23 protein-coding genes are annotated in these 24,006 nt (G+C 64.2%); 17 read left to right on the top strand and 6 right to left on the bottom strand.

What is annotated here, in order from left to right; genetic code table 11:
- Nucleotides 1–2: 2 nt before the first annotated feature.
- From FE851_RS22380 to FE851_RS22330, 11 genes are all read left to right on the top strand, one after another.
- The gene (locus tag FE851_RS22380) at nt 3–362 is read left to right on the top strand and encodes a hypothetical protein (protein ID WP_066701135.1); all 360 of its coding nucleotides are present in this window, start codon (nt 3–5) and stop codon (nt 360–362) included.
- Entirely contained in the window at nt 355–1,029 is a 675-nt protein-coding gene (locus FE851_RS22375; RefSeq protein ID WP_066701134.1) for a TrbI F-type domain-containing protein, read from the top strand. Before FE851_RS22380 ends, FE851_RS22375 begins: the two co-directional genes overlap by 8 nt.
- Nucleotides 1,010–1,546: a S26 family signal peptidase gene (locus FE851_RS22370; protein WP_066701133.1), complete on the top strand. Its 537-nt coding sequence runs from the start codon at nt 1,010–1,012 to the stop codon at nt 1,544–1,546. Before FE851_RS22375 ends, FE851_RS22370 begins: the two co-directional genes overlap by 20 nt.
- Nucleotides 1,543–2,199: a type-F conjugative transfer system protein TraW gene (traW, locus tag FE851_RS22365; protein ID WP_066701132.1), complete on the top strand. Its 657-nt coding sequence runs from the start codon at nt 1,543–1,545 to the stop codon at nt 2,197–2,199. The genes FE851_RS22370 and traW overlap by 4 nt, the downstream gene beginning before the upstream one ends.
- Nucleotides 2,199–2,468, top strand: a complete 270-nt coding sequence (locus tag FE851_RS22360) for a hypothetical protein (RefSeq protein WP_066701131.1) — start codon at nt 2,199–2,201, stop codon at nt 2,466–2,468. Before traW ends, FE851_RS22360 begins: the two co-directional genes overlap by 1 nt.
- Complete coding sequence (gene traU, locus FE851_RS22355) at nt 2,468–3,487, top strand: conjugal transfer pilus assembly protein TraU (protein WP_096367889.1); 1,020 nt, start codon at nt 2,468–2,470, stop codon at nt 3,485–3,487. Before FE851_RS22360 ends, traU begins: the two co-directional genes overlap by 1 nt.
- A 12-nt stretch (nt 3,488–3,499) precedes the next feature.
- Complete coding sequence (gene trbC, locus FE851_RS22350) at nt 3,500–4,246, top strand: type-F conjugative transfer system pilin assembly protein TrbC (protein ID WP_066701129.1); 747 nt, start codon at nt 3,500–3,502, stop codon at nt 4,244–4,246.
- A 38-nt stretch (nt 4,247–4,284) separates the two neighbouring features.
- Nucleotides 4,285–6,078, top strand: a complete 1,794-nt coding sequence (locus FE851_RS22345) for a conjugal transfer protein TraN (RefSeq protein WP_066701158.1) — start codon at nt 4,285–4,287, stop codon at nt 6,076–6,078.
- Between the two features lie 283 nt (nt 6,079–6,361).
- Complete coding sequence (locus tag FE851_RS22340) at nt 6,362–7,189, top strand: conjugal transfer protein TraF (protein ID WP_083216030.1); 828 nt, start codon at nt 6,362–6,364, stop codon at nt 7,187–7,189.
- Nucleotides 7,189–8,643 (top strand): conjugal transfer protein TraH, encoded by a 1,455-nt coding sequence (locus tag FE851_RS22335; RefSeq protein ID WP_066701128.1) that lies wholly within the window; start codon nt 7,189–7,191, stop codon nt 8,641–8,643. The genes FE851_RS22340 and FE851_RS22335 overlap by 1 nt, the downstream gene beginning before the upstream one ends.
- A gap of 18 nt (nt 8,644–8,661) precedes the next feature.
- Nucleotides 8,662–11,475 carry a conjugal transfer protein TraG N-terminal domain-containing protein gene (locus FE851_RS22330; protein ID WP_066701127.1) on the top strand — a complete coding sequence of 938 codons (2,814 nt, stop codon included), beginning with the start codon at nt 8,662–8,664 and terminating at the stop codon, nt 11,473–11,475.
- A gap of 8 nt (nt 11,476–11,483) precedes the next feature.
- On the opposite strand, the gene FE851_RS22325 is transcribed toward FE851_RS22330, so the two are convergent.
- The 5 genes from FE851_RS22325 to FE851_RS22305 all read right to left on the bottom strand — a co-directional run bounded on the left by FE851_RS22325 (nt 11,484) and on the right by FE851_RS22305 (nt 15,445).
- A complete protein-coding gene (locus tag FE851_RS22325) occupies nt 11,484–11,687 on the bottom strand; it encodes a hypothetical protein (protein WP_066701126.1) in 204 nt (67 codons plus the stop codon).
- 331 nt (nt 11,688–12,018) lie between these two features.
- Nucleotides 12,019–12,744 (bottom strand): superoxide dismutase, encoded by a 726-nt coding sequence (locus FE851_RS22320; RefSeq protein WP_083216031.1) that lies wholly within the window; start codon nt 12,742–12,744, stop codon nt 12,019–12,021.
- Nucleotides 12,745–12,775: 31 nt separating this feature from the next.
- On the bottom strand, nt 12,776–14,191 hold the full coding sequence (gene chrA / locus FE851_RS22315; protein WP_066701125.1) for a chromate efflux transporter: 1,416 nt from the start codon (nt 14,189–14,191) through the stop codon (nt 12,776–12,778).
- Nucleotides 14,188–15,039, bottom strand: a complete 852-nt coding sequence (locus FE851_RS22310) for a chromate resistance protein ChrB domain-containing protein (RefSeq protein WP_066701124.1) — start codon at nt 15,037–15,039, stop codon at nt 14,188–14,190. Before FE851_RS22310 ends, chrA begins: the two co-directional genes overlap by 4 nt.
- A 136-nt stretch (nt 15,040–15,175) precedes the next feature.
- The gene (locus FE851_RS22305; protein ID WP_066701123.1) at nt 15,176–15,445 is read right to left on the bottom strand and encodes a metal-sensing transcriptional repressor; all 270 of its coding nucleotides are present in this window, start codon (nt 15,443–15,445) and stop codon (nt 15,176–15,178) included.
- 91 nt (nt 15,446–15,536) lie between these two features.
- Between FE851_RS22305 and FE851_RS22300 the strand changes: the two genes are divergently transcribed.
- The 6 genes from FE851_RS22300 to FE851_RS22275 all read left to right on the top strand — a co-directional run bounded on the left by FE851_RS22300 (nt 15,537) and on the right by FE851_RS22275 (nt 23,482).
- The gene (locus FE851_RS22300) at nt 15,537–16,874 is read left to right on the top strand and encodes an MFS transporter (RefSeq protein ID WP_066701122.1); all 1,338 of its coding nucleotides are present in this window, start codon (nt 15,537–15,539) and stop codon (nt 16,872–16,874) included.
- 58 nt (nt 16,875–16,932) lie between these two features.
- The gene (locus FE851_RS22295) at nt 16,933–17,301 is read left to right on the top strand and encodes a hypothetical protein (protein ID WP_066701121.1); all 369 of its coding nucleotides are present in this window, start codon (nt 16,933–16,935) and stop codon (nt 17,299–17,301) included.
- A gap of 54 nt (nt 17,302–17,355) precedes the next feature.
- On the top strand, nt 17,356–18,624 hold the full coding sequence (locus FE851_RS22290; RefSeq protein WP_145206771.1) for a TolC family protein: 1,269 nt from the start codon (nt 17,356–17,358) through the stop codon (nt 18,622–18,624).
- The gene (locus FE851_RS22285) at nt 18,621–19,769 is read left to right on the top strand and encodes an efflux RND transporter periplasmic adaptor subunit (RefSeq protein WP_066701119.1); all 1,149 of its coding nucleotides are present in this window, start codon (nt 18,621–18,623) and stop codon (nt 19,767–19,769) included. The genes FE851_RS22290 and FE851_RS22285 overlap by 4 nt, the downstream gene beginning before the upstream one ends.
- A complete protein-coding gene (locus tag FE851_RS22280) occupies nt 19,766–23,002 on the top strand; it encodes an efflux RND transporter permease subunit (protein ID WP_145206770.1) in 3,237 nt (1,078 codons plus the stop codon). The genes FE851_RS22285 and FE851_RS22280 overlap by 4 nt, the downstream gene beginning before the upstream one ends.
- Before the next feature lie 261 nt (nt 23,003–23,263).
- Nucleotides 23,264–23,482: a hypothetical protein gene (locus FE851_RS22275; RefSeq protein ID WP_066701117.1), complete on the top strand. Its 219-nt coding sequence runs from the start codon at nt 23,264–23,266 to the stop codon at nt 23,480–23,482.
- Here FE851_RS22275 and FE851_RS22270 read toward each other — a convergent pair.
- Nucleotides 23,468–23,887, bottom strand: a complete 420-nt coding sequence (locus tag FE851_RS22270) for a hypothetical protein (protein ID WP_315850630.1) — start codon at nt 23,885–23,887, stop codon at nt 23,468–23,470. The two genes, FE851_RS22275 and FE851_RS22270, sit on opposite strands and share 15 nt — an antisense overlap.
- Nucleotides 23,888–24,006 lie beyond the last annotated feature (119 nt).

The raw sequence follows: 24,006 nt of genomic DNA, 5'->3' as shown, positions 1-24,006 counted from the left end.
GGATGGCGACGCATCCGGTCCCGACCACCGCCCGGCGATACATCGGGTTCACGCGCCATGAATGGCAGACCATGCTTCATTTCCTGCTGCATGGGCTCGGCTTTGTCGCGTCGACGATGCTCATCACCTGGGGCCTCTTCTGCCTCTTCTTCCTCGCGATCGGCGGCTTCTCGTTCGATGGTTTCGTCCATCAGCTCAATAATTTCACGACGCGCTACGTTGCCGCGGACCCGGCGCGCACCGCCGCCTTCCTCAACATGTTCGCGATCGCGCACATGATCCTTTCCACCGCCGTCGTCGCTCTTCGCGCCAATCGCATCCTTCCGCAGCGTGCGGATGAGGGAGTTCCGCCTCATGGCTGACCAACCCCAACTCGACCTTCCTCCCCCTTCCGCGCCTGAGACCCGAGCAGCGAAGCGCAGGGTCGGTTTTGGCGGCTTCACGCGCGTCCAGATGCTGATCCTGTTGCTGCTCGTCGCTGCGATCATCTGGGGAATGTGGGTGACGCGGGCACTGACCCAGTCGAAACAAGACCATATCGTTTCGGCACGGTTGTCGGCGCTGGTCGGCGACTATGTCGAGGCACAGCGCTTCTCAGGCTCGCCGCCCGACCGCGTGCGCGCCGAGATGCAGGCGTTCATGTCCTCGCTCGACAAGGAACTGCAGCGCAGGAGCCAAGACGGCCAGATCGTGCTTGTCGGTGAAGCCGTGCTCACCAAGAACGTGCCGGACATCACCGACAGCCTGAAAATGGCGGTCTTTGCCTCGGGCGTTCCCGAACCCAAGCGTATGTCCGTCGAGGAATTGCAGCGGATGCAGGAGCTCTCGGCTGCCCAATCGGCGCTGGCCGCCTCGCGTGCAGCACCGCTGGCGGCGCCGGGGGCAACCATCGATCCGATGGCTGGCGTCCCCGGCGCCAGCCCTCAGGTGCCCGCGGGCCAGGCTTTTCCGGCCCAGCCAATCCCGCCGCAGATTCCCGGTGCGTCCGTCTCGACGTTCGGAGGACCTGATGGCAACGGCGGCCAATAGGGTGGAAGCCCTGCGTTGGCGTCCCCGCACGCGCATGTGGGGGATGCTGGCGGTGGCCGTCGCCGGGACGCTTGGCTTCGGCGCGATCGGCGAATGGCGTGATGGCCACGCCCTTTTGATCAACACGACGGACTCGCTCCCGAATTGGGCGTTTCTCATCCAGCGCCACAAGCTGCCGGCACGCGGCGACTATGTGTTCTTCGATCCGCCGCCCGGCGAGCTCCTCCGCCGCCATTTCGGCGCGAAGCCACAGATGTTCGGGAAGATCGCCTACGGCGTGCCCGGCGACATCATCAGCCATATCGGCCGGACGGTCGCCGTGAATGGTCACCCGGTCGCGCAGATGAAGCCCTTCACACGCTTCGGCGAGCCGCTGACTCCTGGCGCCACCGGACGGGTGCCGGCCGGATGCTATTTCGCGGCGACGCCTCACAAGGACGGCTTCGACAGCCGTTACGGCGAAATTGGCTTCGTCTGCGGGCGCCAGATCATTGGGACAGGGGAGCCAATCCTATGAGGATGCTTGTCACGAGCTGCGTGTGCGCGGTTGCGGCGCTAGGCGCGGCGCTCGTCTTTCCCCCGATGCGGTCGGAAGCGAAGGATTATGGCCAGGCGGCACAGGCATTTCCGGTGATCGAGCCGGATCTGCTTTCGACGATCGAAGCCCGACTGCGCAGGGCCGAGGCGAGTGGCGAACTCGCGCGCACCAATGAGATGTTTGCCAAGCGCGTCGAGGCGAAGGTTCGGCGTCCTGATCCCGTGGCGGGGATAACCGCGGCGCGAGCGGCCCGAAGCTGGGACTTCGATCCTTCGGTCATGATGGAGCGCGACATTCGCGATCAGAAAGGAAACCTGATCGCCGCGGCCGGCCAGCGTATCAATCCGCTCGACTTCGTCTCGGTCCGACAGGACCTCGTCTTCATCGATGGTGACGACCCCGCGCAGACGGCGTGGGCCATCGAGCATTACTCCGACATCAAGGCCAAGATCATCCTGGTCAATGGCTCGCCGGTCGAGCTGATGACCGCGAAAAAGCGGCGTTTCTATTTCGACCAGGCAGGCAAGCTCACGACCCGGTTCGGCATCGAGCACACACCGGCAATCGTCACCCAGGCCGGCAGGGTGATGCGCGTGTCCGAAGTCGCGCTCAAGCCCGGAAAAACAGGCTGATGCCACCTTGGCTAGACATGCTTCGCACGCCGATGGCGGCCCCCGAGACCGGCGCGCTGCGACGTCTGCGCCTGATTTGGCAGATGCTTTGTCTGATGCTCGGCGCCGCGATTATTGGCCTGCAGCCGCTATCGCTCGCCTTCGGGCGGGCGGCGCCATGCGCGATCGCAGTACTTCTGCTTGCCAATATCTGCACGACCGCCGTCTACCTCGCGCGGAAGCATCGCGCCGACACCTCATTTCTGGAAGCAAGCGGGGAGGAGCAATGATGCATAGCGCGCGATGGGCTCTGCGGCTCCTCCTGACGATGATCGCCGCCTTCATTCTCGCGCCGAGCGCTCAGGCCGCGGGACCGACCTGTCACGGGAAGTTCGTCAACCCGATCACCGATGTCTGTTGGTCGTGCCTCTTCCCGCTGTCGGTGGGCGGCCTCAAGATCTGGCCGAGCGGCCGGCCGGATACAGCCAATCCGGCTTCGCCTATTTGCGCCTGCGGCAGCCCCATTCCTCGGATCGGTATCTCCGTCGGTTTCTGGGAACCAGCGCGCCTCGCGGACGTGACCATGAAGCCTTGGTGCTTTCCGAACCTTGGTGGTATCCGCATCGCACCCGGCTTCGACATCGGACAGGGCTATTTGGCCGGCCCGTCGATGGTGGGCGGCCGCTCCCAGAGCACGGCCAAATGGCACGTCCATTGGTATGTGTACCCGCTCCTCTACTGGATGGAAATCCTGACCGACTTCGTCTGCTTCGAGCAGGCAAGTTTCGATATCGCGTACATGACCGAGATCGACCCGCTCTGGCAGGACGACTCGCTGACAGCACTTATCAACCCGGAAGCCATCGTTTTTGCCAATCCGATCGCCCAGGTTGCCTGCGCCGGAGACTGCATCGCCGGCACCGCCCATTTGCCGCTCGATCCGCTATTCTGGTGCGCTGGCTGCCAGGGCAGCATGTATCCGCTCAATGGAAACGTGCCGTCGTCGATCGGCCACGTTCAGTCCTCGCGGCTCGCGCTGTCGCGCTTTGCGTACAAGATGCACCGCGAGGCGCTGGCGTGGGGAACGATGGGGTCGGCGGGCCTCTGCAAGAAGTACCTCATGCCGATCATGCGGAAGCAGCAATACCGCTTTCAGATGGTCAATCCGATCCCGACCGTGAGCGGTCGCTTCGCTTGCTCCGCGATCGGGGCATCCACCATGCCGCCCGACGCAGGCCGCGCCTATCCCGCCGGTGGCGAGGACATGGGCTACCTGGTCTGGCGCAAACGCAACTGCTGCGTTCTCTAGGGGGGCCTTTCGATGCGCGGATATCTTTGGGCTTCTACTGCTGTTCTCGGCATCGCCAGCATATCGGCGGTGCTTGCGCAGAGCGTCGATGGGATCGACGTTCAGGCGATCAAGAAGCGCTCAGCCGAGCTTCAGGCTGATGCCGAGGCGTTCGTCAATCAGGTGAAGGACAGGGGTGATGCGTTCCGCGAGGAGGCGGCCAATGTGAATGACGGTGGCATGGCCAACATGCAGCGCGTTGCGAAGACCGATCTGCCCAAGGGGCCCGCTGGTCCGGTCGACTTCGACGAAATCGTAGCGGGCGCCGCGTCGAACGCGACGGTGGGGAAGGGCGAAGCACCCCAGTTCATAGTGTTTGCCAGCCTGTCGATGCCGCCACAGGCGCTCAAGCAATTGATCGGCGATACCGCGCGCGCGGGCGGTGTGGTCGTCTTCCGGGGCTTTCCGAACAATTCGATGAAGGAGTTTTCGTCCGCCCTCGGGAAGATCGTGACCCGGCAGGACGATTTCGCCAATGTCGGTATTGATCCGCGCCTCTTCCGCGCTTTCGACGTCCAAGCTGTTCCGACCTATATCGCCGTCTCGTCCGATTTCGACCTTTGCGCCGGTTTCTCGTGCCAGACCAAGGTTCCGCCCCACGACCGTCTCATTGGCAACGTCTCGGTTGAATATGCGCTCGAGCAGTTTGCCGAGGGGAATGGCCCGGGTGCCCGCGTCGCCGCCGTTGGGCTCTCCAACATGCGCAAGGTCAATCGGTGAGGTCGATCCCCGCCTCGGCTGCGCTCGTTGTCGCGCTGATGGTCGTAACGCCGGCGCTGGCGCAAACGACCGTCGAGGAGGCGCGGGAGCAGGGCAAGGAGCTCGGCACCCAGAAGCGCAACGATCCGACGCTCGTACCGTCGAGTGACGCCCAGGCGGCAGCGGTCCCCGGCTATTCCGGCCCGAGCCTGCCCGAAGGTTCCTATTTCGACGATCCCGAGCGACTTGAGGCGGCCGGTCAATCGGCGAAGTCCTCGAACGAGCAATATCGCATCACGACGGACGCCGATCGGACGCGCGCGACGTTCAGCAATTCGGAGATCTTGGCGGCCACGCAGAGGGCGACGTCGGTTGAGAACGATCCATCCACCTATCTGGCCGGTGAAGATTATAGCGGCGGTGGCGGGTCTTGTGTGCCGTTGCCACCGGCGGTTGGGAACGCAGGCTACTACGAAGCGACCTGCAATCAGGGCACGAAGATCGAGGACCAGCCGCGCTCCTGCTCGATCACGATGGTGCCGGAGACGACGACGGTCGACGCCTTCAAATTCTTTGTGGTTCCCAACAGCGCCTACGGCACCCCGTTCGCACGGTACGATTCGATGGCGCCGCATATAACGGCCGGGACATGCCGTCCGACTGGCGTGGTGATGCAGGCGTGCGCCGCCCATCGCATCTACGGCGTTTCGACGAACAAATTTTGCGACGATTACAACGCCACCGAATATGTTTGCTCCCAGGACCTGACGGGAATTGCCTTCCTCCCTAGCCCGATTACCGGACGGGATTGGCATGCCAAAACGACCGACACGCAGGTCACCGTCAAGAGGGCCGACGGCTGTGGACCTCTTACAGCGGATGCCATGTGCATGGCCGATCCTGCGGGGGAGATTTGCACCGAGGGCCCGGAGACCCGCGTCATCAATGGGGTGCCGATAACCCAGGCATGCTGGGCGTGGAAAAGAGACTTCACCTGCCACACGCTGACTCCCGCCAGCGACTGCGGCGACCTCGAGAGCAATCGGGCCTGCACCTATTTGCGGACCGAATGCCTTGATGACGAACCGAACGGCGGCGCATGTCAGGTCGAAAACCGGGTTTATAAATGCCCGACGCCCTTGAGTGGGACCAGCGACGCACCGCAATATATTTGCGGCGACGATGTCTACTGCATCAACGGTGATTGCGAGCCGATCGTTCGCGAGGCGTCGACCGAATTCAAGGATGCGCTCGTCGCCTTGCATTCGATCGACCAGGCCGGTGAGGAGTTCGACGAGACCAATTTCACGGTCTTCAAGGGCAATCGCGAGACCTGTCACAAGCCGGTGTTCGGGCTCATCAACTGCTGCGCCGGCAAAACGTCAGGCCTGCTGACGGTCGGTGCAGGCGCAGCCGCACTGGCCGGCGGGCCTGCGGCGATCGCCGCGTTGGCGACGCCCTTCCTGACCCTGTTCGCTTGTTCGCAGGACGAGATGAAGCTCGACATCAAGGATCGGATGGGTCTGTGCCACAATCTCGGAACCTATTGCTCATCGAAGATCCTCGGCATCTGCACAACGAAGCGGACCGCCTATTGCTGCTTTGAAAGCAAGCTCAGCCGCGTGCTTCAGGAACAGGGCCGGCCACAGCTCGGCAAGCCTTGGGGGAGCGCCAAAAAGGAAACGTGTCAGGGCTTCACCGTCGACGAATTTGCCCGCCTCGACCTCTCCGTCATGAATTTCACCGAGGTGTATGCGGACTTCATGGATGCGGCGAAGCTGCCTGACGAAGTCCAGACGATGACGGACATCCAGGCGAAAATTCAGTCCTACTACGACCTCCACGGAAAATGAGGCGGGTCAGATGTGCACCACGCCGGGGGGAGGCCGTCCGAAGCCAGAAAGTCAGGGAGAATGATCATGTCGATGCCGCTTCTTGAGCTGCCCGTCATCGCGGCAGCGCTGCTGCTTCAGCCAGCGCACGAGAGCCCGTCGCCGCGCCCGCCGTGCGCCTCCCGGCACGCCGCAACGGTGGCCGATTGCTGTGTTCATTTACCGGATTGGGAAGCGCGCAAAGAAAGCCCGCCCCGCGAACGCCCTGCACAGTCGCCCGGTAAGGCCGAGGGAGGGACGGAACATGGCAATTCTTGACCGGACGGTGATCCTTGCGGCAGCTCTCTCGGCGGCGATTTGGGCGCCCGCGCTTGCCCAGGACGCGCCCGCGGCCCGAAATGATACCATCGAGCAGGATCGGCCGGACGAATTCTACTGCGGCGAGCGCAGGCTGGGGCAGTGGTTCTATTGCGCGAAGCCAAAGCCGATGGACAACGCCAAGCCGGCGACGCCTGTCGAAGCGGATCGCGCCACGGATCGGATCGCCGCGATCGCCAAGCAACTCGACGAGCTGAAGGCCAAGGCCATCCTCGAGCCGACGGAAGCGAACGTCATCAACTATATCCGCTTCCAGCGCGAACAGCTCGATCGCGCGTCGACATTCTCGGACACCTGGCAACGCGCGCTCTGGCAGAACCCGGACCTCGACTATACGCTGCAACGCCCGGTTTCGACGGTCGGCAAGCGTCTGTGGCTCGATAATCGGAAGGCCGACCGCGATGCTGTCCTCACCAGCCTCGGCCAGCGCTACGGGCTGTTCTATTTCTATGCCCAAAGTTGCGGCGCGTGCGAGGTGTTCGCGCCGATCCTGCGATCGGTCACCGATAGTCATCGGATGACGGTGATGGCCGTATCCATGGACGGCGGGCCGAGCAGGGATTTTCCGAATTACGTCGTCGATTCCGGGCAGCGGGCACGAATGGGTGTGCCGGGCAATGAAACGCCTGCGCTGGTCCTGTTCGATACCCAGACCAAGCGGACGATTCCGGTCGGCTACGGCGTGCTCAGCGCCGACGAAATCATGGACCGCATCTTCATGCTGACCAACACCAAGGTCGGGAGCGACTATTGATGACACAGGCAAAAAAGGGCGTCCTGCGCCGGAAGTTCGGCTCTGGTCTGGCGTTAATCGCAGCTTCCCATTTCGCGATCGTCGGCGTCGCGCACGCTGATGTCGCGTCTGAGATGAACGGCTTCTTCAACGATGCCGGTGGCGCCGCAAATGTCACCGGGCCGACGGCATTCCAGGGTCAGTCCGCGGGCTATTACTCGCTTGGCAACGTGTGGACCCGCTTTCCGCAGAAGAGCGTCTCGCCGTTCAATCTGCAGCTTCCGAGCGCGCGGGCGGGCTGCGGCGGCATCGACCTGTTCGCAGGCAGCTTCTCCTTCATCAACGCCTCGGAAATCGTGGCGATGTTGAAGGCGACCGCCAACAATGCCCTTGGTTTCGCCTTCAAGCTCGCGATCGATTCCGTTTCGCCAGAGATCGGGAAGGTAATGGATGAGTTCAGCCAGAAGGCGCAGCTTCTCAACCAGATGAATATATCGAGCTGCGAGACGGCGCAGGCGCTGGTCGGTGGAATCTGGCCGCAGATGGAAACCACCCGCTCGACGATCTGCGAGGCGGTCGGCAACAGCCAGGGCATATTCTCCGATTGGGCCGCTTCACGGCAAGGCTGCAACAACGGCAACCGCCGGGACAGCACAATCGCTGGCAATACCGATGCGAGCATGAAGGACCAGCTCGTCGGCGAGCCACACAACTACACTTGGGAGGCGCTGAAGAAGTCCGCCAAATTCGGGGCGTTCGACCAGTCATTCTCCGAATATATCATGACGCTCGTCGGCACGGTGATCACCACGCCATCAACCGATCCGAGCGTAGGCGGGAAGGTCATCATGTTCGGGCCCGCCGAGGAGGCGGTGGTTACGGCGCTGCTCGACGGCACGGCGAACGCACCGGCGGTGAAGATGCTCAAGTGCAACGACACGGATTGCTACGATGTCGGTGAGCAGACCCTGACGGTGCCGGCCTCGTCGGCGTTGCGGCCGCGGATCGCAGGGATGATCCGCTCGATGAGCAGCAAGATCAGGACGGACACCGCGCTCGACGGTTCGGAGAAGCAGCTCCTCAACCTCGCGACCGTACCGCTCTACAAGATCCTGTCAGTCCAGGCCTATGCGCATTACGCGCTGACCGACGGCGAAATCGAAACGCTCTCAGAGATCGTCGCAGTCGATCTGCTGGCCGCGATGCTCGATAACATGCTCGATCGCGTCGAGCAGGCGCAGACTCACTATCAGACGTTCGACCAGGCCACCGCGACGCAGTGGAAACAGCAAATCGCTGCGACGCGGCAGAAATTCGCGCAGCGTGACGTGAAGCTCTCCAACAAGCTGCAGGTGACGATGCAGATCATCGATCGCAGCATCATGCTCGAATCCACGCTCCAGAATTCGATGACGCCGGGCATGGCGTCCGCGCTCAATTTCTCGCGCGGGTTGAACGCACAAGGGCTGAATTAGGGCAGGGGAGCCGGCGCGATGCTCGAGGTCTTTACGGTCGGGGGCGGGGAATATCTCGTCAACACCTTCAACGCCGTCGCTGCCTGGTCCGGGGGAGGTGGATACCGCTCGCTCCTCCGCGTCGTGATGGTGATGGGGCTCATCTACTCTCTGCTCGTCGTCGCCTTCACGATGAACTTTCGCGTGTGGATGAACTGGTTTCTGCAATCGACGGCGATCTATCTCTGCCTCATGGTGCCGACCATCGACGTGAAGGTCACCGACCGGATCAATCCGTCACTGGCACCGGCAACGGTCGCGAACGTGCCGCTCGGGCTTGGTGTTCTGGCAAGTTTCACCACGCAGATTGGCGACTGGCTGACGCGGACGGCCGAGACCGTTTTCGTGATGCCGAGCGAGCTCAACTATTCGACCAACGGCATGGTCTATGGCGCGCGCCTGTTCGACGCCACTCGCAACTTCGTGATCCGCGATGCCGAGTTCTCGACCAATCTTGAGGAGCATTTCAAGAAATGCGTCTTCGGGGACGTGATGCTCTACCGGAAGTCGCTGACCGTCCTGGCGCAATCGAAGGATCTCTGGGCGGAAATCGGTCCCGGCTCGGAAGCCCGATCGCAGGAATGGCTCGAACGGCAGGGCGATGGGACCGTCACCAGCGCGATCGTCACCTGCCGGCAGGCTTACGACATGCTAAATGCGCGGTGGGCGCCGATGATCGAGGCGAACACGCCGTTCTGGGGGAAGGAGCTTTACCCGAAGCTGAGCAACGCGCTGGCGGCCGACAAGCTGAGGCACGATCTGCCGATCGCCAATGCCGCGTTCACCGGCTCGGGCAGCAACTACAGCGATTCCATGCGGCAGAACACGGCGATCAACGCCTTCATGCAAGCCCGCAACAGCATGGCGGGCGGATCGGGCGCGGCGACGATCGACACCTTCGCGCAGACCCGCGCCGACATTCAGGCACGCAACACTTATAATTCGATCGCACAGCAGGCGATGGCCTGGGTGCCCATCCTCAACATCGTGCTGACCGTGGTCTTCTTCGCGATGTTCCCGGTGATATTCCCATTGTTCCTGATGCCGCAAACGGGTCTCGCGACCCTGAAGGGCTATGCGATGGGCTTCTTCTATCTCGCAGCCTGGGGGCCTCTCTATGTCATCCTGCACATGATCTGCATGACAAGAGCCGAGGCCGCCGCCGCGGGGGTCGCGCCCGGCGGCGTCACGCTGGGCACCTATGCCGGCATCGGCGCCGTGAATGGAGAGACTGCGACGATCGCCGGCTTCATGCTGATGAGCATCCCATTTCTCGCCGCGGGTCTTGCACGGGGCGCGATGTCGATCGCGGGCCAGGCGACCTCGATGCTTGCGCCGGCACAGAACGCCGCCGAGGCTGCCGCGCTGGAACAGACCACGGGAAACTATTCTTACGGCAATGTGAGCTGGGCGAATGCGACGTCGAACATGCGCCAGAGCGACCAATGGTCGATTGCGCCGAGTTTCACGGGCGGTGCGACCAGCGTGGGTTGGCGCCAGGACAACGGCGCCGTGGTGTCGGGCTTCGGCAATGGACAAGATGTCATCGACATGTCGGGCGCGATCTCGCGGCTGGGGTTCACGCCAACCATGAACAGCGGCACCGTCGCGGAATGGCGGGAAATGTCGAGCGCGGCGCATCGCCAAGCGCAAGCGTGGGAGAATGCCGCGCAGGATATTCTGACCAGCACACACACGAACCGAAGTGCGTTTGGGGTCTCGTCCGAGCGATCCAGAGGCTTTGAATCTGGAAGCGGGTCCACCGCAAATACAAATGTCGAGAAGTTCGATCGTGTTACCGGGTCGAGCTCGCAGGGCCTAGAGGAGCGCTCCTCGACCGGGTTGACCGATCGGATCTCGATGGGCCGTGATCGGTCAGCCGGCACGCTCGATCAGGTGACCGGCGGGATCAATGGCGGCATCGGCGGCGGCGGAGGTCGTAAGGGTGGCGGTGGGCGGGCAGGCGGCGGGGGACTTCTTCCCAATGTCGGCGGTTCCCTTGGGGTCAGCAAGACCGGGCAACAGGTCGACAATCTTCGCTATGGCACGGATCAAACGCGTTCCTCCGACAGCTCCAGCTCGTCTTCAAGCGGTGTGCGCGACGAGCACTCCAACGGCAGCGGAGCTAGCACATCCGACGGCACTTATGTTCGTTCAGGCTCGTTCAGCCGGTCATCGGTGACGTCATCGTCCTCGGTGAGCACCGAGGACGCCCTTTCGCGGGCACGATCCTATTCCGAGGCCGCGCGGCGTATGGAAGAGCTATCGCAATCCCTCGCGCGCGATGCGAGCTTCGCCGAATCGCACGGGATGCAGCTCAGCGAGAATATGAGCCAGGATCTTGCGCAATGGTACAGGCTGCAACAGGCCCTTCATCCCAACCTTGATGCGCCCGAGCTTTGGGCGACCGACTTAACGCCGCAGAAGCGCGCGGTCCGTGACCAATTGATTCAACAGTGGGCACAGGAAAAACGAGACGCGCTTTGGTCCGAGATCAGCGGCGATATCAAGGACCCGTCGCTGGTCGACGTGTCGCGGATCGATCTCGACGCCGGCGATGTGCGCGGCTCCTATAATCCGCGCGGGGTTAGCGGGATCGGTAGCGGTGGGGGAGGCGGCGACCCTGGCGCCGCTGCCCGCATGATCGCTGATGGACAGGCGAAGCTGGACGGTGATCGGGCGGCAGCGGAAGCCGCCCGTAACAATCGCGGTGGCGCGAATGTTGATCTACAATCCGAGGTCGGCCGCGAACTCAATCGCGGTTTCTTCACCGATCCGAACTTGCGGAAGTAAAGGACCGGTCAGAGCGTCAGGTAAAGATAGGCACCCGTCGCCACGAGCAGGACAAGCGAAATCACGCCACCGATCAGGCGGCCACGCGAAAGCTCGCTAGTATCGTCATCGCTCTCGTCGGAATTGATCTCATGCGGCATCGGATCGGCCGGCCTATAGATTGGGCCGCCGGGTAGATCTTTGGTGAATGCGTATGTGATCGTATCAAACATGGGCGACTTTCTACCGCCGACATCATATCATTGAGTAACTTCGCATTCAAACCGGAATAGGCCGATGCGGACACGTGCCACAATCGCAAATTCTGTTAAACCAATTTTGAAAAGAGACATTCTCGCGCAAGTTAGAAACGAGACTCTCGCTGGCGATAGGGCTGCCCAACCGTCGTTATGAGCCGGGGCAGTGTGGAGCCCTCCACACAGCTCAACGCTGCCCCGGCTCATAACGACGCTCGCTGTCGACAAACCAAAGGAACCATCGCTCTGCGATGAGCTCCCTCAATATTGAACAGACAGAGCGAAAGCTTCGTTGGCGGGCGTCTTTTTAACCGCCACCGAAATGGCTGGCCAACGTGTCGGCATGGCTCCACGCGATCGATCGCATGAACGCATCGACGTAGTCTCCTGCCTTGGCGCCGTAATCCATCGCGTAGGCATGCTCGTACATGTCGAGCGCGAGGAGCGGCGTGCTCCCGGCGAGGGTCGCGGTGTGGTCGGAGGCCCATTGGTTGGTCAGCCGGTTGTCGCGGTGGCTCCACTGGAGCAGCACCCAGCCCGATCCTCCGCCGAGTGCCTTGCCCATCCCGGTGAACTCCGCTGCCCAGCGATCGAAGCTGCCGAAGTCACGCTCGATCAGCTGGCCAAGCATGCGACCCGGGCGCGACGTTCCGCCAAGGCCAGCGAAGTAGAGCTCGTGCAGAATCATCGAATTCCAGGCGATCAGTTCCTCGCGCTTGAGGCCGTTGACCGTGAACCCCGGCGCCTTGATCGGATCGATCCCCGCGAACTGCGTGCTGATCGCCCCGAGCCGCTTCACCGCGCCGACGTAGTTGTTGTCGTGATGACTGACGAGCAGCCGCTCGGACAAGCCGGTGATCGACTTCGGATCGAACGGCAGCGGAACGGGCTGCGGCGCGAACGCTTTGCCGGCGGGACCGGCCGCGGCCGGAGCCTGTGCCACGGCTTCGGCCGAACCGAGGGCGGCGGCACCAAGAGTCACCATCGCGCCGGCGGCGAGAAGGTTGCGGCGATCAATCGTGGGGTCAGTCATGGGCGTCTCCTTTGGAAATGGCTGTGGCCGGTCATCCGACCAGCCCGGCGAGGTGAAGGGCGACGCCTGCGGCCGAAGCGCCGCCGAGCGTCAGGCAGATACCGACCTTCAGGCGGAACATGGCGATGATCGCCGCAAGCGAGATGGCGAGCGCCCACGGATCGACGCTGGTCAGCATCGGCATGTCGAACTCGATCGGGCCGGCCCGCAGCGGCCGCACCTGCCGGAAGATCGTGTGGATCGCGAACCAGACGGCAAGGTTGAGCACTACGCCGACGACAGCCGCGGTGATCGCCGCGAGCGCGCCGGAGAGCGCCTTGTTGCCGCGCATCCGCTCGATGAACGGCGCGCCGAGGAAGATCCACAGGAAGCAGGGAATGAACGTTACCCAGGTTGCGAGCAGTCCGCCGAGCGTCCCCGCGAGCAACGGAGAGAGCATCCCCGGATTGCGATAGGCGCCCATGAACCCGACGAACTGGAGCACCATGATCAGTGGTCCGGGCGTCGTCTCGGCCATACCGAGACCGTCGAGCATCTCGGTCGGGCTGAGCCAGTGATAGCCCTCGACCGCCTGCTGCGCGACATAGGCGAGCACCGCGTAAGCACCACCGAACGTCACCACCGCCATGGTCGAGAAGAAGGTGGCGATCTGGCTGAACACATTGGTCCGCCCGAGGAGCAATAAGAGCACCGCAACCGGTGCCAGCCACAGCACCATCCAGACGACCGCCTGGCGCAGCGACTGACGAATCGTGGGATTGGCGTGCGCGGGCAGCGCCTCGCCGAGCAGCGTGTCGGCATCCTCGACGATCTCGCCCTTGGCCGCGCCGTGCCCGCCGCCGACCTGGAACGCGGCGATCCCCGCGCGCCCACCGAAATAGCCGATCAGGCCAGCGCCGAGCACGATGACCGGGAACGGCACGCCGAGGAAGAAGATGAGCAGGAATGCCAGCACTGCCAACCCGCGCATGATGGTGTTCTTGAGTGCGCGGCTGCCGATCCGCACGACCGCCTGCAACACCACCGCGAGCACCGCGCACTTGAGGCCGAAGAACAAGGCAGAGACGATGCCGACCCGGCCGTAGAGCGCGTAGATCCAGCTCAAGGCCATGATCGAGACCGCGCCGGGCAGCACGAACAGCGCGCCGGCGACAATGCCGCCACGCGTCTTGTGCATCAGCCAGCCGATATAGGTAGCGAGCTGCTGCGCCTCGGGACCGGGAAGCAGCATGCAATAGTTGAGCGCGTGCAGGAACCGATGCTCGCCGATCCAGCGTTTCTCGTCGACGAGGATGCGGTGCATCACCGCGATCTGCCCGGCGGGACCGCCGAACGAGAGCGCGGCGATGCGCAGCCAGACCCAGAAGGCTTCGCCAAGTGTGACCGGCGCGACCGGTCCCGGCTGCCGCGACGACGCGACGCCCACTTCCACGGATGCGGTGCTCATGCCGTCACCGGCTTCGCGCGCGCGCCTTTCGGTTGATGCGAGACCCAGTCATGGGTCTCCCCGGTCGCATCGCGGCACCAGCGATAGAGCGCGTCATAGACGAGCATTCCGGCGTCGAGTTGTTCGAGATCGTCGGCATACATGCGCGACAGACCGAGCGACAGCGCGACCAGCCCCGCTGCCTCGGGAATGATATCGGGACGCCCGGTATCGGCGCCGCGCACGATCATGGCGAGATGGGCAAGCGGCTTGACCCCGGCCAGGCCGAGCCCGTCGAGCATCACGTCAAAGGTGCAGCGATCGCCGTCGTGGCTCCAGCGGATGCCGTCGCCCTCGATGTCGAACGGCGCCGCACCGAACCGGTCTGCGACCCCGACCACCTCGCCGGGCGCAACGAACAGGAAGACCGCGTTCGGATCGACGAAGCGGCGGATCAACCAAGGGCAAGCGATGCGATCGACCTTCGGCCGCGCGCGTGTGACCCACACGGTACGACCCTGCGGATCGCGCGTTGGCAGGATCGCTTCGGGCACCAGCGGATAACCGGCATCGACCCACGCCTTGACGCCGCCGTCGAGTGCTTCAGCTTCCGCGCCATCCTGCCGCAACCATGCGGCAGCGCCCTGGCTGAGCTTGTGGCCTTGCCAGCACGCGACCACGACCGGCCTGCCGCGGAAGCCGCCCGCCCAGTTGGCGACCTCGGCCCAGGGTCGGCGCATCGCACCGGGAATGAGGCGCGGATCGGCGGCGAAGTCTTCGTCGGTGCGAACATCGATGATGACCGGCGCCTTGGGCGTGCCGATCAGGCGAAATAGTTTGTCGACTTGGATGGAATTGAGCGCAGGCATGATGCGTCCTTGAGTTATCAAGAAGGACGCGATGCTTCAGCCTGTCGCCTCATGGGGTGATCGCGATCCCCATGCCGCGAATAAGCCTCCGGAGCCCGCGACTGTCAAGAAAGCTCTGCGCAAGAAAGCGCATTGGTCAGAGATATTTGGAGATCGCGCGGAACTGCGCGATCGCCTCCGCCGGTCCTTCACCCTCCTCGGCATGGACGAGGCAATGGTCGATATGATCGTTGATCAGTGCCTTCTTCGCGCTGGCGATCGCGCTTTCGACCGCCTGGAGCTGCTGCGCGATATCGACGCACGGCCGCTCCTCCTCGATCATCCCGACGATGCTTTTCAGGTGACCAGCGGCACGGTTCAGCCGCTTGATGATCGCCGGATGATTGGAGTGTGCATAGTGGGCCATGAGATAGCATCGCATGCAGGCGACCGACTGTCGAGAAAATATCCCCCTGGGGGGATAGACATGTATCCCCCCAGGGGGATATGGGGCGGGCGTGCTTACCGTGCTCGCCAACCGGACCTATCGTCATCTTTTCCTCGCCCAGCTCATCGCGCTGGTCGGGACCGGCCTGGCGACGGTCGCCCTCGGCCTGCTCGCTTATGACATCGCCGGTGGTGATGCGGGCGCGGTGCTTGGCACGGCGCTGGCGATCAAGATGGTCGCCTATATCGGCGTTGGTCCGATCGCCGGCGCGTTCGCCGACCGCGTGCCGCGCAAGGCGCTGCTGGTCGCGCTCGATCTGGTCCGCGCGGCGGTCGCGATCTGCCTGCCGTTCGTCAGCGAGGTCTGGCAGGTTTATGTCTTGATCTTCGTGCTGCAGGCCGCGTCCGCAGGGTTCACGCCGACGTTCCAGGCAACCATCCCCGACGTGCTCCCCGACGAGGGCGACTATACCCGCGCTCTGTCGCTGTCCCGGCTGGCCTATGACATGGAGAGCCTGACCAGCCCGATGCTCGCGGCGGCATTGCTGACGATCATCAATTTCCACTGGCTGTTCTCGGGGACCGCGATCGGGTTCCTCGCCTCGGCGGCTTTGGTGGTCTCATCAGGCCTCGCCAGGAGCGCCGCTTCACCGAAGGCCGATACTGGCATCTACGACAAGACGACCCGCGGAATCCGTATCTATCTCAAGACACCGCGCCTGCGCGGCCTGCTCGCGGTGACGCTTGCTGCGGCCGCGGCGAGCGCGATGGTCATCGTCAACACCGTCGTCATCGTCCGCGGACTCGGCTTCGGCCAGTCGCAGGTCGCCCTGGCGCTTGCCGCCTATGGCGGCGGCTCGATGCTCGCGGCGCTGCTGTTGCCGCGCGTTCTCGATCGTATTGCCGATCGCGCGGTGATGGTGAGTGCCGCCGCCTTGCTGACCGTCATGCTCGCCGGCCTCGCCACATGGGGCGCGACCGCGGGCGGCGGGCGGATTGGCTGGACGGTGCTGTTGCTCACATGGCCGCTGCTCGGCATCGCCTATTCGATGAGCGTCACGCCATCGGGGCGCCTGCTGCGTCGCTCGGCCAGCGCCGGAGACCGGCCCGCGCTGTTCGCCGCCCAGTTCGCGCTCAGCCATGTTTGTTGGCTGATCGCCTATCCGCTGGTCGGCCAGCTTGGCGCGACGATTGGAATGCCCGCGGCGCTGACCGCGATGGCAGGTCTCTCCGGGATCGGGTTCTTTGCAGCCGTCGCGCTATGGCCGAAGAGCGATCCGCAAGAGATCGCGCATGATCACGAGACGCTTGGCCCGGACCATCCGCATCTTCGCCAAGATCATAGCGGCGGCAACCAGAGCCATGTCTTCGTGATCGACGATCTGCACCAGCATTGGCCGCGCCAATGATCGCGCGTTCGTCTTGTGAGTTCACAGCTCTCGCGATAGGTCTTGTCGTATGACAGCAATGTCGATCTCCACGCGGCGCTTCGGCTCCGGTGGCGCGCTCGGGCGCGTCGCCGCGCTTATGGCGTTGTTCGCAATGATCGGCGTGCTGGCGCTATCGACGTGGCACGATGGCATGCCGCACAGCCATGCCGCAGTTCATGCAACCAGTGTCGATCGCGATCATCACGAGCATGCGCCAAGCAAGACGCCCGACATGGCGGATGTCCTGCACATGGCGGCGCACGCCGTGATCCAGACGATCGATGTACCGCGCCAGCCCGTGCTGGCTGCGATGCTCAAGCCGGTGCCGCTCCAGTGGAGCATTGCCGGCCCGCAGGCGCCCGGCGCGATCCACCCCGACGGACTCCTGAGACCCCCGCGAGGCTGAAGTCGCGCGCCCGTCTGGCGCGCCCGATCTTCAAGCCTTCAAGGGGAAATACCGATGCAAGCCTTTCGAGGCCGGCTGCCGCGGCGTGCGGTTGCCGGCATGCTGGCCGCGACCTGCCTCATGGCGGTCGCCCAGAGCGCCTATGCGCAGGTAGCGCCGCCATTCGCCACGCTGCTGCGTGAAAGCGAGGACGCTCCGCGGCTCGCGGTAAGCGAAGCCGGCGTCCGCCAGGCCGAAGGGCTGCGCGATCAGGCGCGCGCACGGCCCAATCCGAGTATCAATGTGATGACCGAGAATGTGGCGGGATCGTCACCCTATTCCGGGTTCGGGCGCGCCGAGACGACGCTGCAATATAGCCAGCCGATCGAACTGGGCGGAAAGCGCTCGGCACGGATCGCTGCCGGAGAAGCCGGCGTGGTCGCGTCGCGTGCTCGCGACCGCGATGCCCGGGTCGTTTTCGCCTATGATCTCGCACGCGCCTACGCCGCCGCCGAAATCGGTGACCGGCGCGTTGGCCTTGCCGAAGACGAAGTCGAGGAAGCGCAGAGCGACCTGAAGGCAGCCGAAGCGCTGGTCGGTGCGGGCAAGGAAACGCGGCTCCGCGCGCTCCAGGCACGCTCGGCGCTCAACGAGGTCAGCGCCCAGCTCGATCTCGCCAAAGCGAACCGCATCTCCGCTTATGTCCGGCTGTCGGCACTGGTCGGAGCGGATGCGCCATTTGCCAGCCTCGCTGAATCGCTGCTCGATACCGGTCCCAGCCCGGACATGGTTGGCCCAGTCGATCCGACGGCCAGTCCCGCGCTGCTCGTCGCCGAAGCCGAACGCGCGGCCGCAGCGCGCCGGCTCGATGTCGAAAGCCGCCGTGCGACACCCGACATCACCGCGAGCGTGGGCGTGCGCCGCTTGGAATATGAGGGTGCGACCGCGGTGCTCGGCGGCGTGACCATTCCGCTTCACCTGTTCGACCGCAACCGCGGCAACATCGCCGCCTCGCGCGCCGAGGTCGATGCCGCCGAAGCCCGGCTTGCGGTGCTACGCGCCGAGGCCCGTGCCGAAGCGCAATCGGCGGCCGCCGAGCGCTCCGCCGCTGAAAGCCGGGTGACCGCCGCGCGCGGCGCGCTTGCCACCGCCGACGAGACCTATCGTCTCGCCCGCATCGCCTATGAGGCAGGCAAGTCGCCGCTCGTCGAACTGCTCGCCGCCCGCCACGGTCTCGGCACCGCCCGCAGCACCGTTCTCGACGCCGAAACCGCCCGGTTCGAAGCGCGCGCACGCCTAGCTCGCCTCGCTGGCCGCACCATCACGGGGGAACCCATCCAATGAACGCCAATGAGAAACTCACTGCCGGCGCTGCGCTGGCGCTCGTGCTGGCTGCCGGCGCCGGGTTCGGCATTGCTCGCCTGACCGCTCCCACACCACAGGTCGAAGCAGCCGCCGAACAATCGGCCGCGCCATCGGACAGCGTCGCGATGACCGCCGAGGCGATCAAGACCTCGCAGATCTCGGTCGCGCCCGCTGCCTCGGGCGAACTCGACGCGGCGATCGCGGCATCCGCAACGCTCGAGGCGACGCCCGACGCGGAGGCGGTGCTGACCTCGCGCGCCGCCGGCACGGTGAGCCGCATCTTCAAGCGGATCGGCGATCCCATTCGCGCCGGCGAGACGCTGGCGCTGGTCGAGAGTCGCGATGCCTCGGCGATCGCCGCAGACCAGTCTGCTGCCTCCGCGCGGGTGACGCTCGCGGCCCGGCAACTGGCGCGCGAGCGCAGCCTGCTCGCGCAGGGCGTCTCGCCGCGCGCGGACTATGAAACGGCTGAAGCCAACCTCGCGGTCGCCCGCGCCGACGCAATGCGCGCCAGCGCTGCCGCCGGCGCAACGCGGGTCGCGCGTGACGGGCGATCGGTGGTGGTAGCCAGCCCGGTCTCAGGTCGTGTCACCGCAGCTCCCGCCAACCTTGGCCAGTTCGTTTCGGCCGAGACCGAGCTGTTCCGAGTGGCCGATCCCAGCCGTCTCCAGATCACGGCGAGCCTGCCGTCGGCCGATGCGCCGCGTGTCCGTGCGGGAGATCGCGTCGAACTCAGCCTGGCTGACGGCCAGATCATCGAAGGCCGGGTGCGGTCTTCGACGGGCGTGGTCGATCCCGACACGCGCGGTGCGACGGTGGTCATCGAACCAAGTGCCGGCGTGTCGATGCTGGCACCCGGCCAGCTCATACAGGCCCGCATCTTCGGCAGCGGTGGCGCCGCCAAGGATGGCGTGATGGTGCCGCAGGACGCGGTCCAGACCGTCGGCGACCGAACGGTCGTGTTCGTCCGCACGGCGAACGGCTTCAAGGCGACCAATGTGGAGGTCGGCAGCCGCAGCGGCGGACTGGTTGCAATCGTATCTGGGCTAAAGGCCGGCACGCCGATTGCGACTATCAACGCCTTCCTGCTCAAGGCCGAACTCGAGAAGGAGTCGGCGGAATGATCGGCCGCATCCTCCAACTCTCGGTGCGCGGCCGCTGGCTGGTTGCGTGTCTCACCCTGCTGGTCGTCGCGTTCGGCGCCTGGCAGATCACCAAGCTGCCAATCGACGCGGTGCCCGATGTCACCAACCGGCAGGTGCAGATCAGCACCTTTGCGCCGACGCTTGGACCGGTAGATATCGAGAAGCAGGTGACCTTCCCGGTCGAGACAGCGCTCGCCGGAATTCCGGGCCTGCAGATGACCAGGTCCTTCTCGCGCAATGGCTTCAGCCAGGTGACGGCGGTGTTCGAGGACACGACCGACATCTATTTCGCGCGACAGCAGGTAACCGAGCGTCTCGCCCAGGCCAAGGACAGCCTGCCTGCCGGCATCCAGCCCAACCTCGCACCGCTCAGCACCGGGCTTGGCGAGATCTTCTTCTATTCGGTCGCGTTCCGGCATCCCGACGGCAAGGGCGGCGCCGAACATACCGACGGCAAGCCCGGCTGGCAGTCCAACGGGAGTTACCTGACGCCCGAGGGCGAGCGGCTCACCACCGAACTCGCCAAGGCGGCCTATCTGCGCACGGTGCAGGACTGGATCATCCGTCCGCAGATGCGCAACGTGAAAGGCGTCGCCGGCGTCGATTCAAACGGCGGCTATGTGAAGCAATATCTGGTCGAGCCGAACCTCAATGCGCTTTCGACCTACGGCCTATCGATCACCGACCTCGCCGATGCGCTGGAGAAGGCGAACCTTTCGGCCGGCTCCAACTATGTCCGGCGCGCGGGCGAGAGCTTCCTCGTCCGCGCCGATGCGCGGCTCAGATCGATCGACGAGATCGAGCAGGCCGTCGTCGCGACCCGCGCGGGCGTCCCCGTGCGCGTCAAGGATGTCGGTCAGGTCGTCATCGGCGGCGCGGTGCGGACCGGTTCGGGCAGCCGCATGGGATCGGAAGCGGTCATCTCGACTGTGCTGATGCTGGTCGGCGAGAACAGCCGCATCGTCGCCAACAGCGCGGCCGAGCGGCTCACCGAAATCAACAAGGCCCTTCCACCTGACGTTTTCGCCGAGCCGGTCTATAACCGCTCGAAACTGGTCAACGCGACTATTGCCCCGGTCGAGAAGAACCTGGTCGAAGGCGCGCTGCTCGTCATCGTCATCCTGTTCCTGCTGCTCGGCAATGTCCGCGCCGCGCTGATCACGGCGGCGGTCATCCCGATCACCATGCTGATGACGGCGGCGGGCATGAATGGGCTCGGCGTATCAGGTAATTTGATGAGCCTCGGCGCGCTCGATTTCGGCCTGATCGTCGACGGTGCGGTCATCATCGTCGAGAATGCGCTCAGGCGCCTTGCGGAGCGGCAGGAGCATGAAGGCCGTCTGCTCACGCTCGAGGAGCGGATGGGCGAGACGATCGAGGCGGCGCAGGAGATGGTCCGGCCGACCGTCTATGGTCAGCTGATCATCTTCCTCGTGTTCGTGCCGCTGCTCACCTTCCAGGGGGTCGAGGGCAAGACCTTCTCGCCGATGGCGATCACGCTCATGGTCGCGCTGGCCAGCGCATTCGTGCTGTCGATCACCTTCGTGCCCGCCATGATCGCGATCGTCATCAAGGGCCGGGTCAGCGAGACCGAGGTCAAGCCGATCCGCTGGTTCAAGGAGAAATACGCCCCGCTGCTCGACAAGGCGGTCGCGCGCCCGATGCCGTTCATTCTCGGTGGGGTCGGCGTGTTTGCCGCGGCTGTGTTCGCGTTCGGGTTCCTCGGTGAGGAGTTCATGCCGCAGCTCGACGAGAAGGACATCACCGTCACCAACTTCCGCGTGCCCTCCGCATCGATCGACCAGTCGACCCAGATGCAGCTGCAGATCGAAAACGCCCTGAAGACGCTGCCCGAGGTGGCGCTGGTCTTCTCGAAGAACGGCAACGCCGATCTCGGCACCGACCCGATGCCACCCAATGCCTCGGACACCTATGTGATCCCCAAGCCCGAGAGCGAATGGCCCGCCGAGGTCAAATCCAAGGAGGATATCCTGCGGCGGATCGAGGAGCGGATGAAGCCGCTGATCGGCAACCGCACCGAGATCCAGCAGCCGATCCAGATGCGGTTCAACGAGCTGATCGCGGGCGTGCGCGCCGATGTCGCGGTCAAGCTTTACGGCGACGATCTTGATGCGATGAGCGCGCAGGCCAAGCGCATCGCCGGCGTATTGCGCACGATACCCGGCGCGGGCGACGTCAGCGCCGAACAGACTGACGGTGCGCCGACCTTCGATGTGAAGATCGATCGGCTCGCGGCGGCGCGCTACGGACTGACGGTTGAGGAGGTCGCCAGTACCGTCGCCGCAGCACTGGGAGGCCGTGAGGCGGGGCTGTTGTTTGAAGGTGACCGGCGATTCTCGGTGGTCGTTCGCTTGCCCGACGCCCAGCGCGACGATCTTGAAACGCTCGGCGCCATCCCGGTGATGCTGCCCGCGGCCGATGGCCAGATTGCCCGCTCGATCCCGCTGCGCGAAGTGGCGCGGTTCAGCTACACCCAGGGGCTGAACCAGATCAGCCGCGAGAACGGCAAGCGCATGGTGGTCGTGCAGGTCAACGTCCGCGGCCGAGATCTGGGCGGATTTGTGCAGGAAGCGCAGGCGAAGATCGGCAACCTCGATCTTCCGCCCGGCATGTATACAGCCTGGGGCGGCACATTCGAAAGCCTGCAATCGGCCCGGCTGCGCTTGCTGATCGTCGTGCCAATCTGCTTCGTTGCCATCTACGCACTGCTCTACATGGCACTCGGCGGGCTCGTGCCGGCAGCGATCGTCTTTAGCGCGGTGCCGATGGCGCTCGCCGGCGGCGTGTTCGCGCTGCTCCTGCGCGGCATCCCGTTTTCGATCACCGCGGCGGTCGGGTTTATCGCGCTGTCGGGCGTGGCGGTGCTCAACGGCCTTGTCATGATGAGCGCGATCCGCAAGCGACGCGAAGAAGGGGCGGGCGAGGAAGACGCCATCGTCAGTGGCGCGATGCAGCGCGTGCGCCCCGTGTTGATGACGGCGTTAGTCGCCAGTCTCGGATTTGTGCCGATGGCATTGGCAACCGGTACGGGTGCCGAAGTCCAGCGGCCGCTCGCGACCGTGGTCATCGGCGGACTGATCACCTCGACCGTGCTCACATTGCTCGTTTTGCCGGCGATCACGGCTCTTGCTGCTCGGTGGCAAGTCCGCCGTGATCAACGATCCAAGATCGACGCCGCTGTCCAGAGTTAACGGCGGGCCACGAAGGCTACACTACCGAGGAGTGGACGGTCAGCTAAGTTGACCGTCCGCTGGTTGGCGGGATAAGTCGGGCTTCGAAGAGCAGCATTGGATCGCGGCAGGGGCGTCCTCAAGAGACGAGTCTCATTTGGAAATTGCGGAGGTGTCTCTTTTCGAAGTTGCGCTTACAAATTCTTAGAGCGATAATAAGAATTATGTTAAATATCAATATCTTATAAGAATATCAGTCCCGATACAACGCGGAGACCTTTCATGGAAGTCCGATTGAGCGCGACACCTAAAGGCAACGGATTTCAGGCAACGGTCGCATTGCCCGATGGGGTATCGATCAGCTCGGCCGAATCCTATCCCACCGAAGCCGAAGCGATCACCGCGGCGGCCGTGAAGTTGTTGGAGATGCCCGATCGCCTGATGCGCGCGACCGCAGTAGAAGCCGATCTTGCGATCAGCGGCAGCTCATCGCCGGCGTAGCGCCGCCAAGGTGTCCGGCATGATCGTGTAGACTGCCTCGCGCTGGGCGCCGCGATTTTGATGATCCACCCGATAGCCCTGATAGTGGCGTCGCAGGAGGCCGCCCCGACATAGATCCGACACTGCGCGGCTGACATTGCAGCGGCCCGATTGGCGAACCCGCTCACGGACCCTTTCTTCAATGACACGGTCAGCCTGTGTCGGATCGGCCGGTAGTTCGTCAGCCTGCTCAAGTGCCGACCGCACGGTTTCGATCGTCGAACGGCGCCAGGGTGTACGCTGCGCGATCGGAGCCAGCGCATCGCACAGCCAGTCGCGGACAGGCACGGCGTCGCCGTTCACCATCACGCTCGGTCCAGCCCTGCCCTTTTCGTCAGCGACTTCCTCCAGGAGCTGGAGGAGCATGTAGGAGAATTTTGGCCGCGGCGAAGCTGCGGCGATCGCCGCCAAAAGCCCCGGCGTGTCCATCCCTCGCGCGGGTTCGACGGATGCTTCGAATAGGTCTGCCTGATGGAACATAGCAT

It is taken from the genome of Sphingobium sp. B2 (genome assembly GCF_007693735.1).
Classification (GTDB): Bacteria; Pseudomonadota; Alphaproteobacteria; order Sphingomonadales; family Sphingomonadaceae; genus Sphingobium; species Sphingobium xenophagum.
The sequence above is the reverse complement of the archived record's forward strand: the minus strand, read 5'-3'. Positions and strand labels throughout refer to the sequence as shown.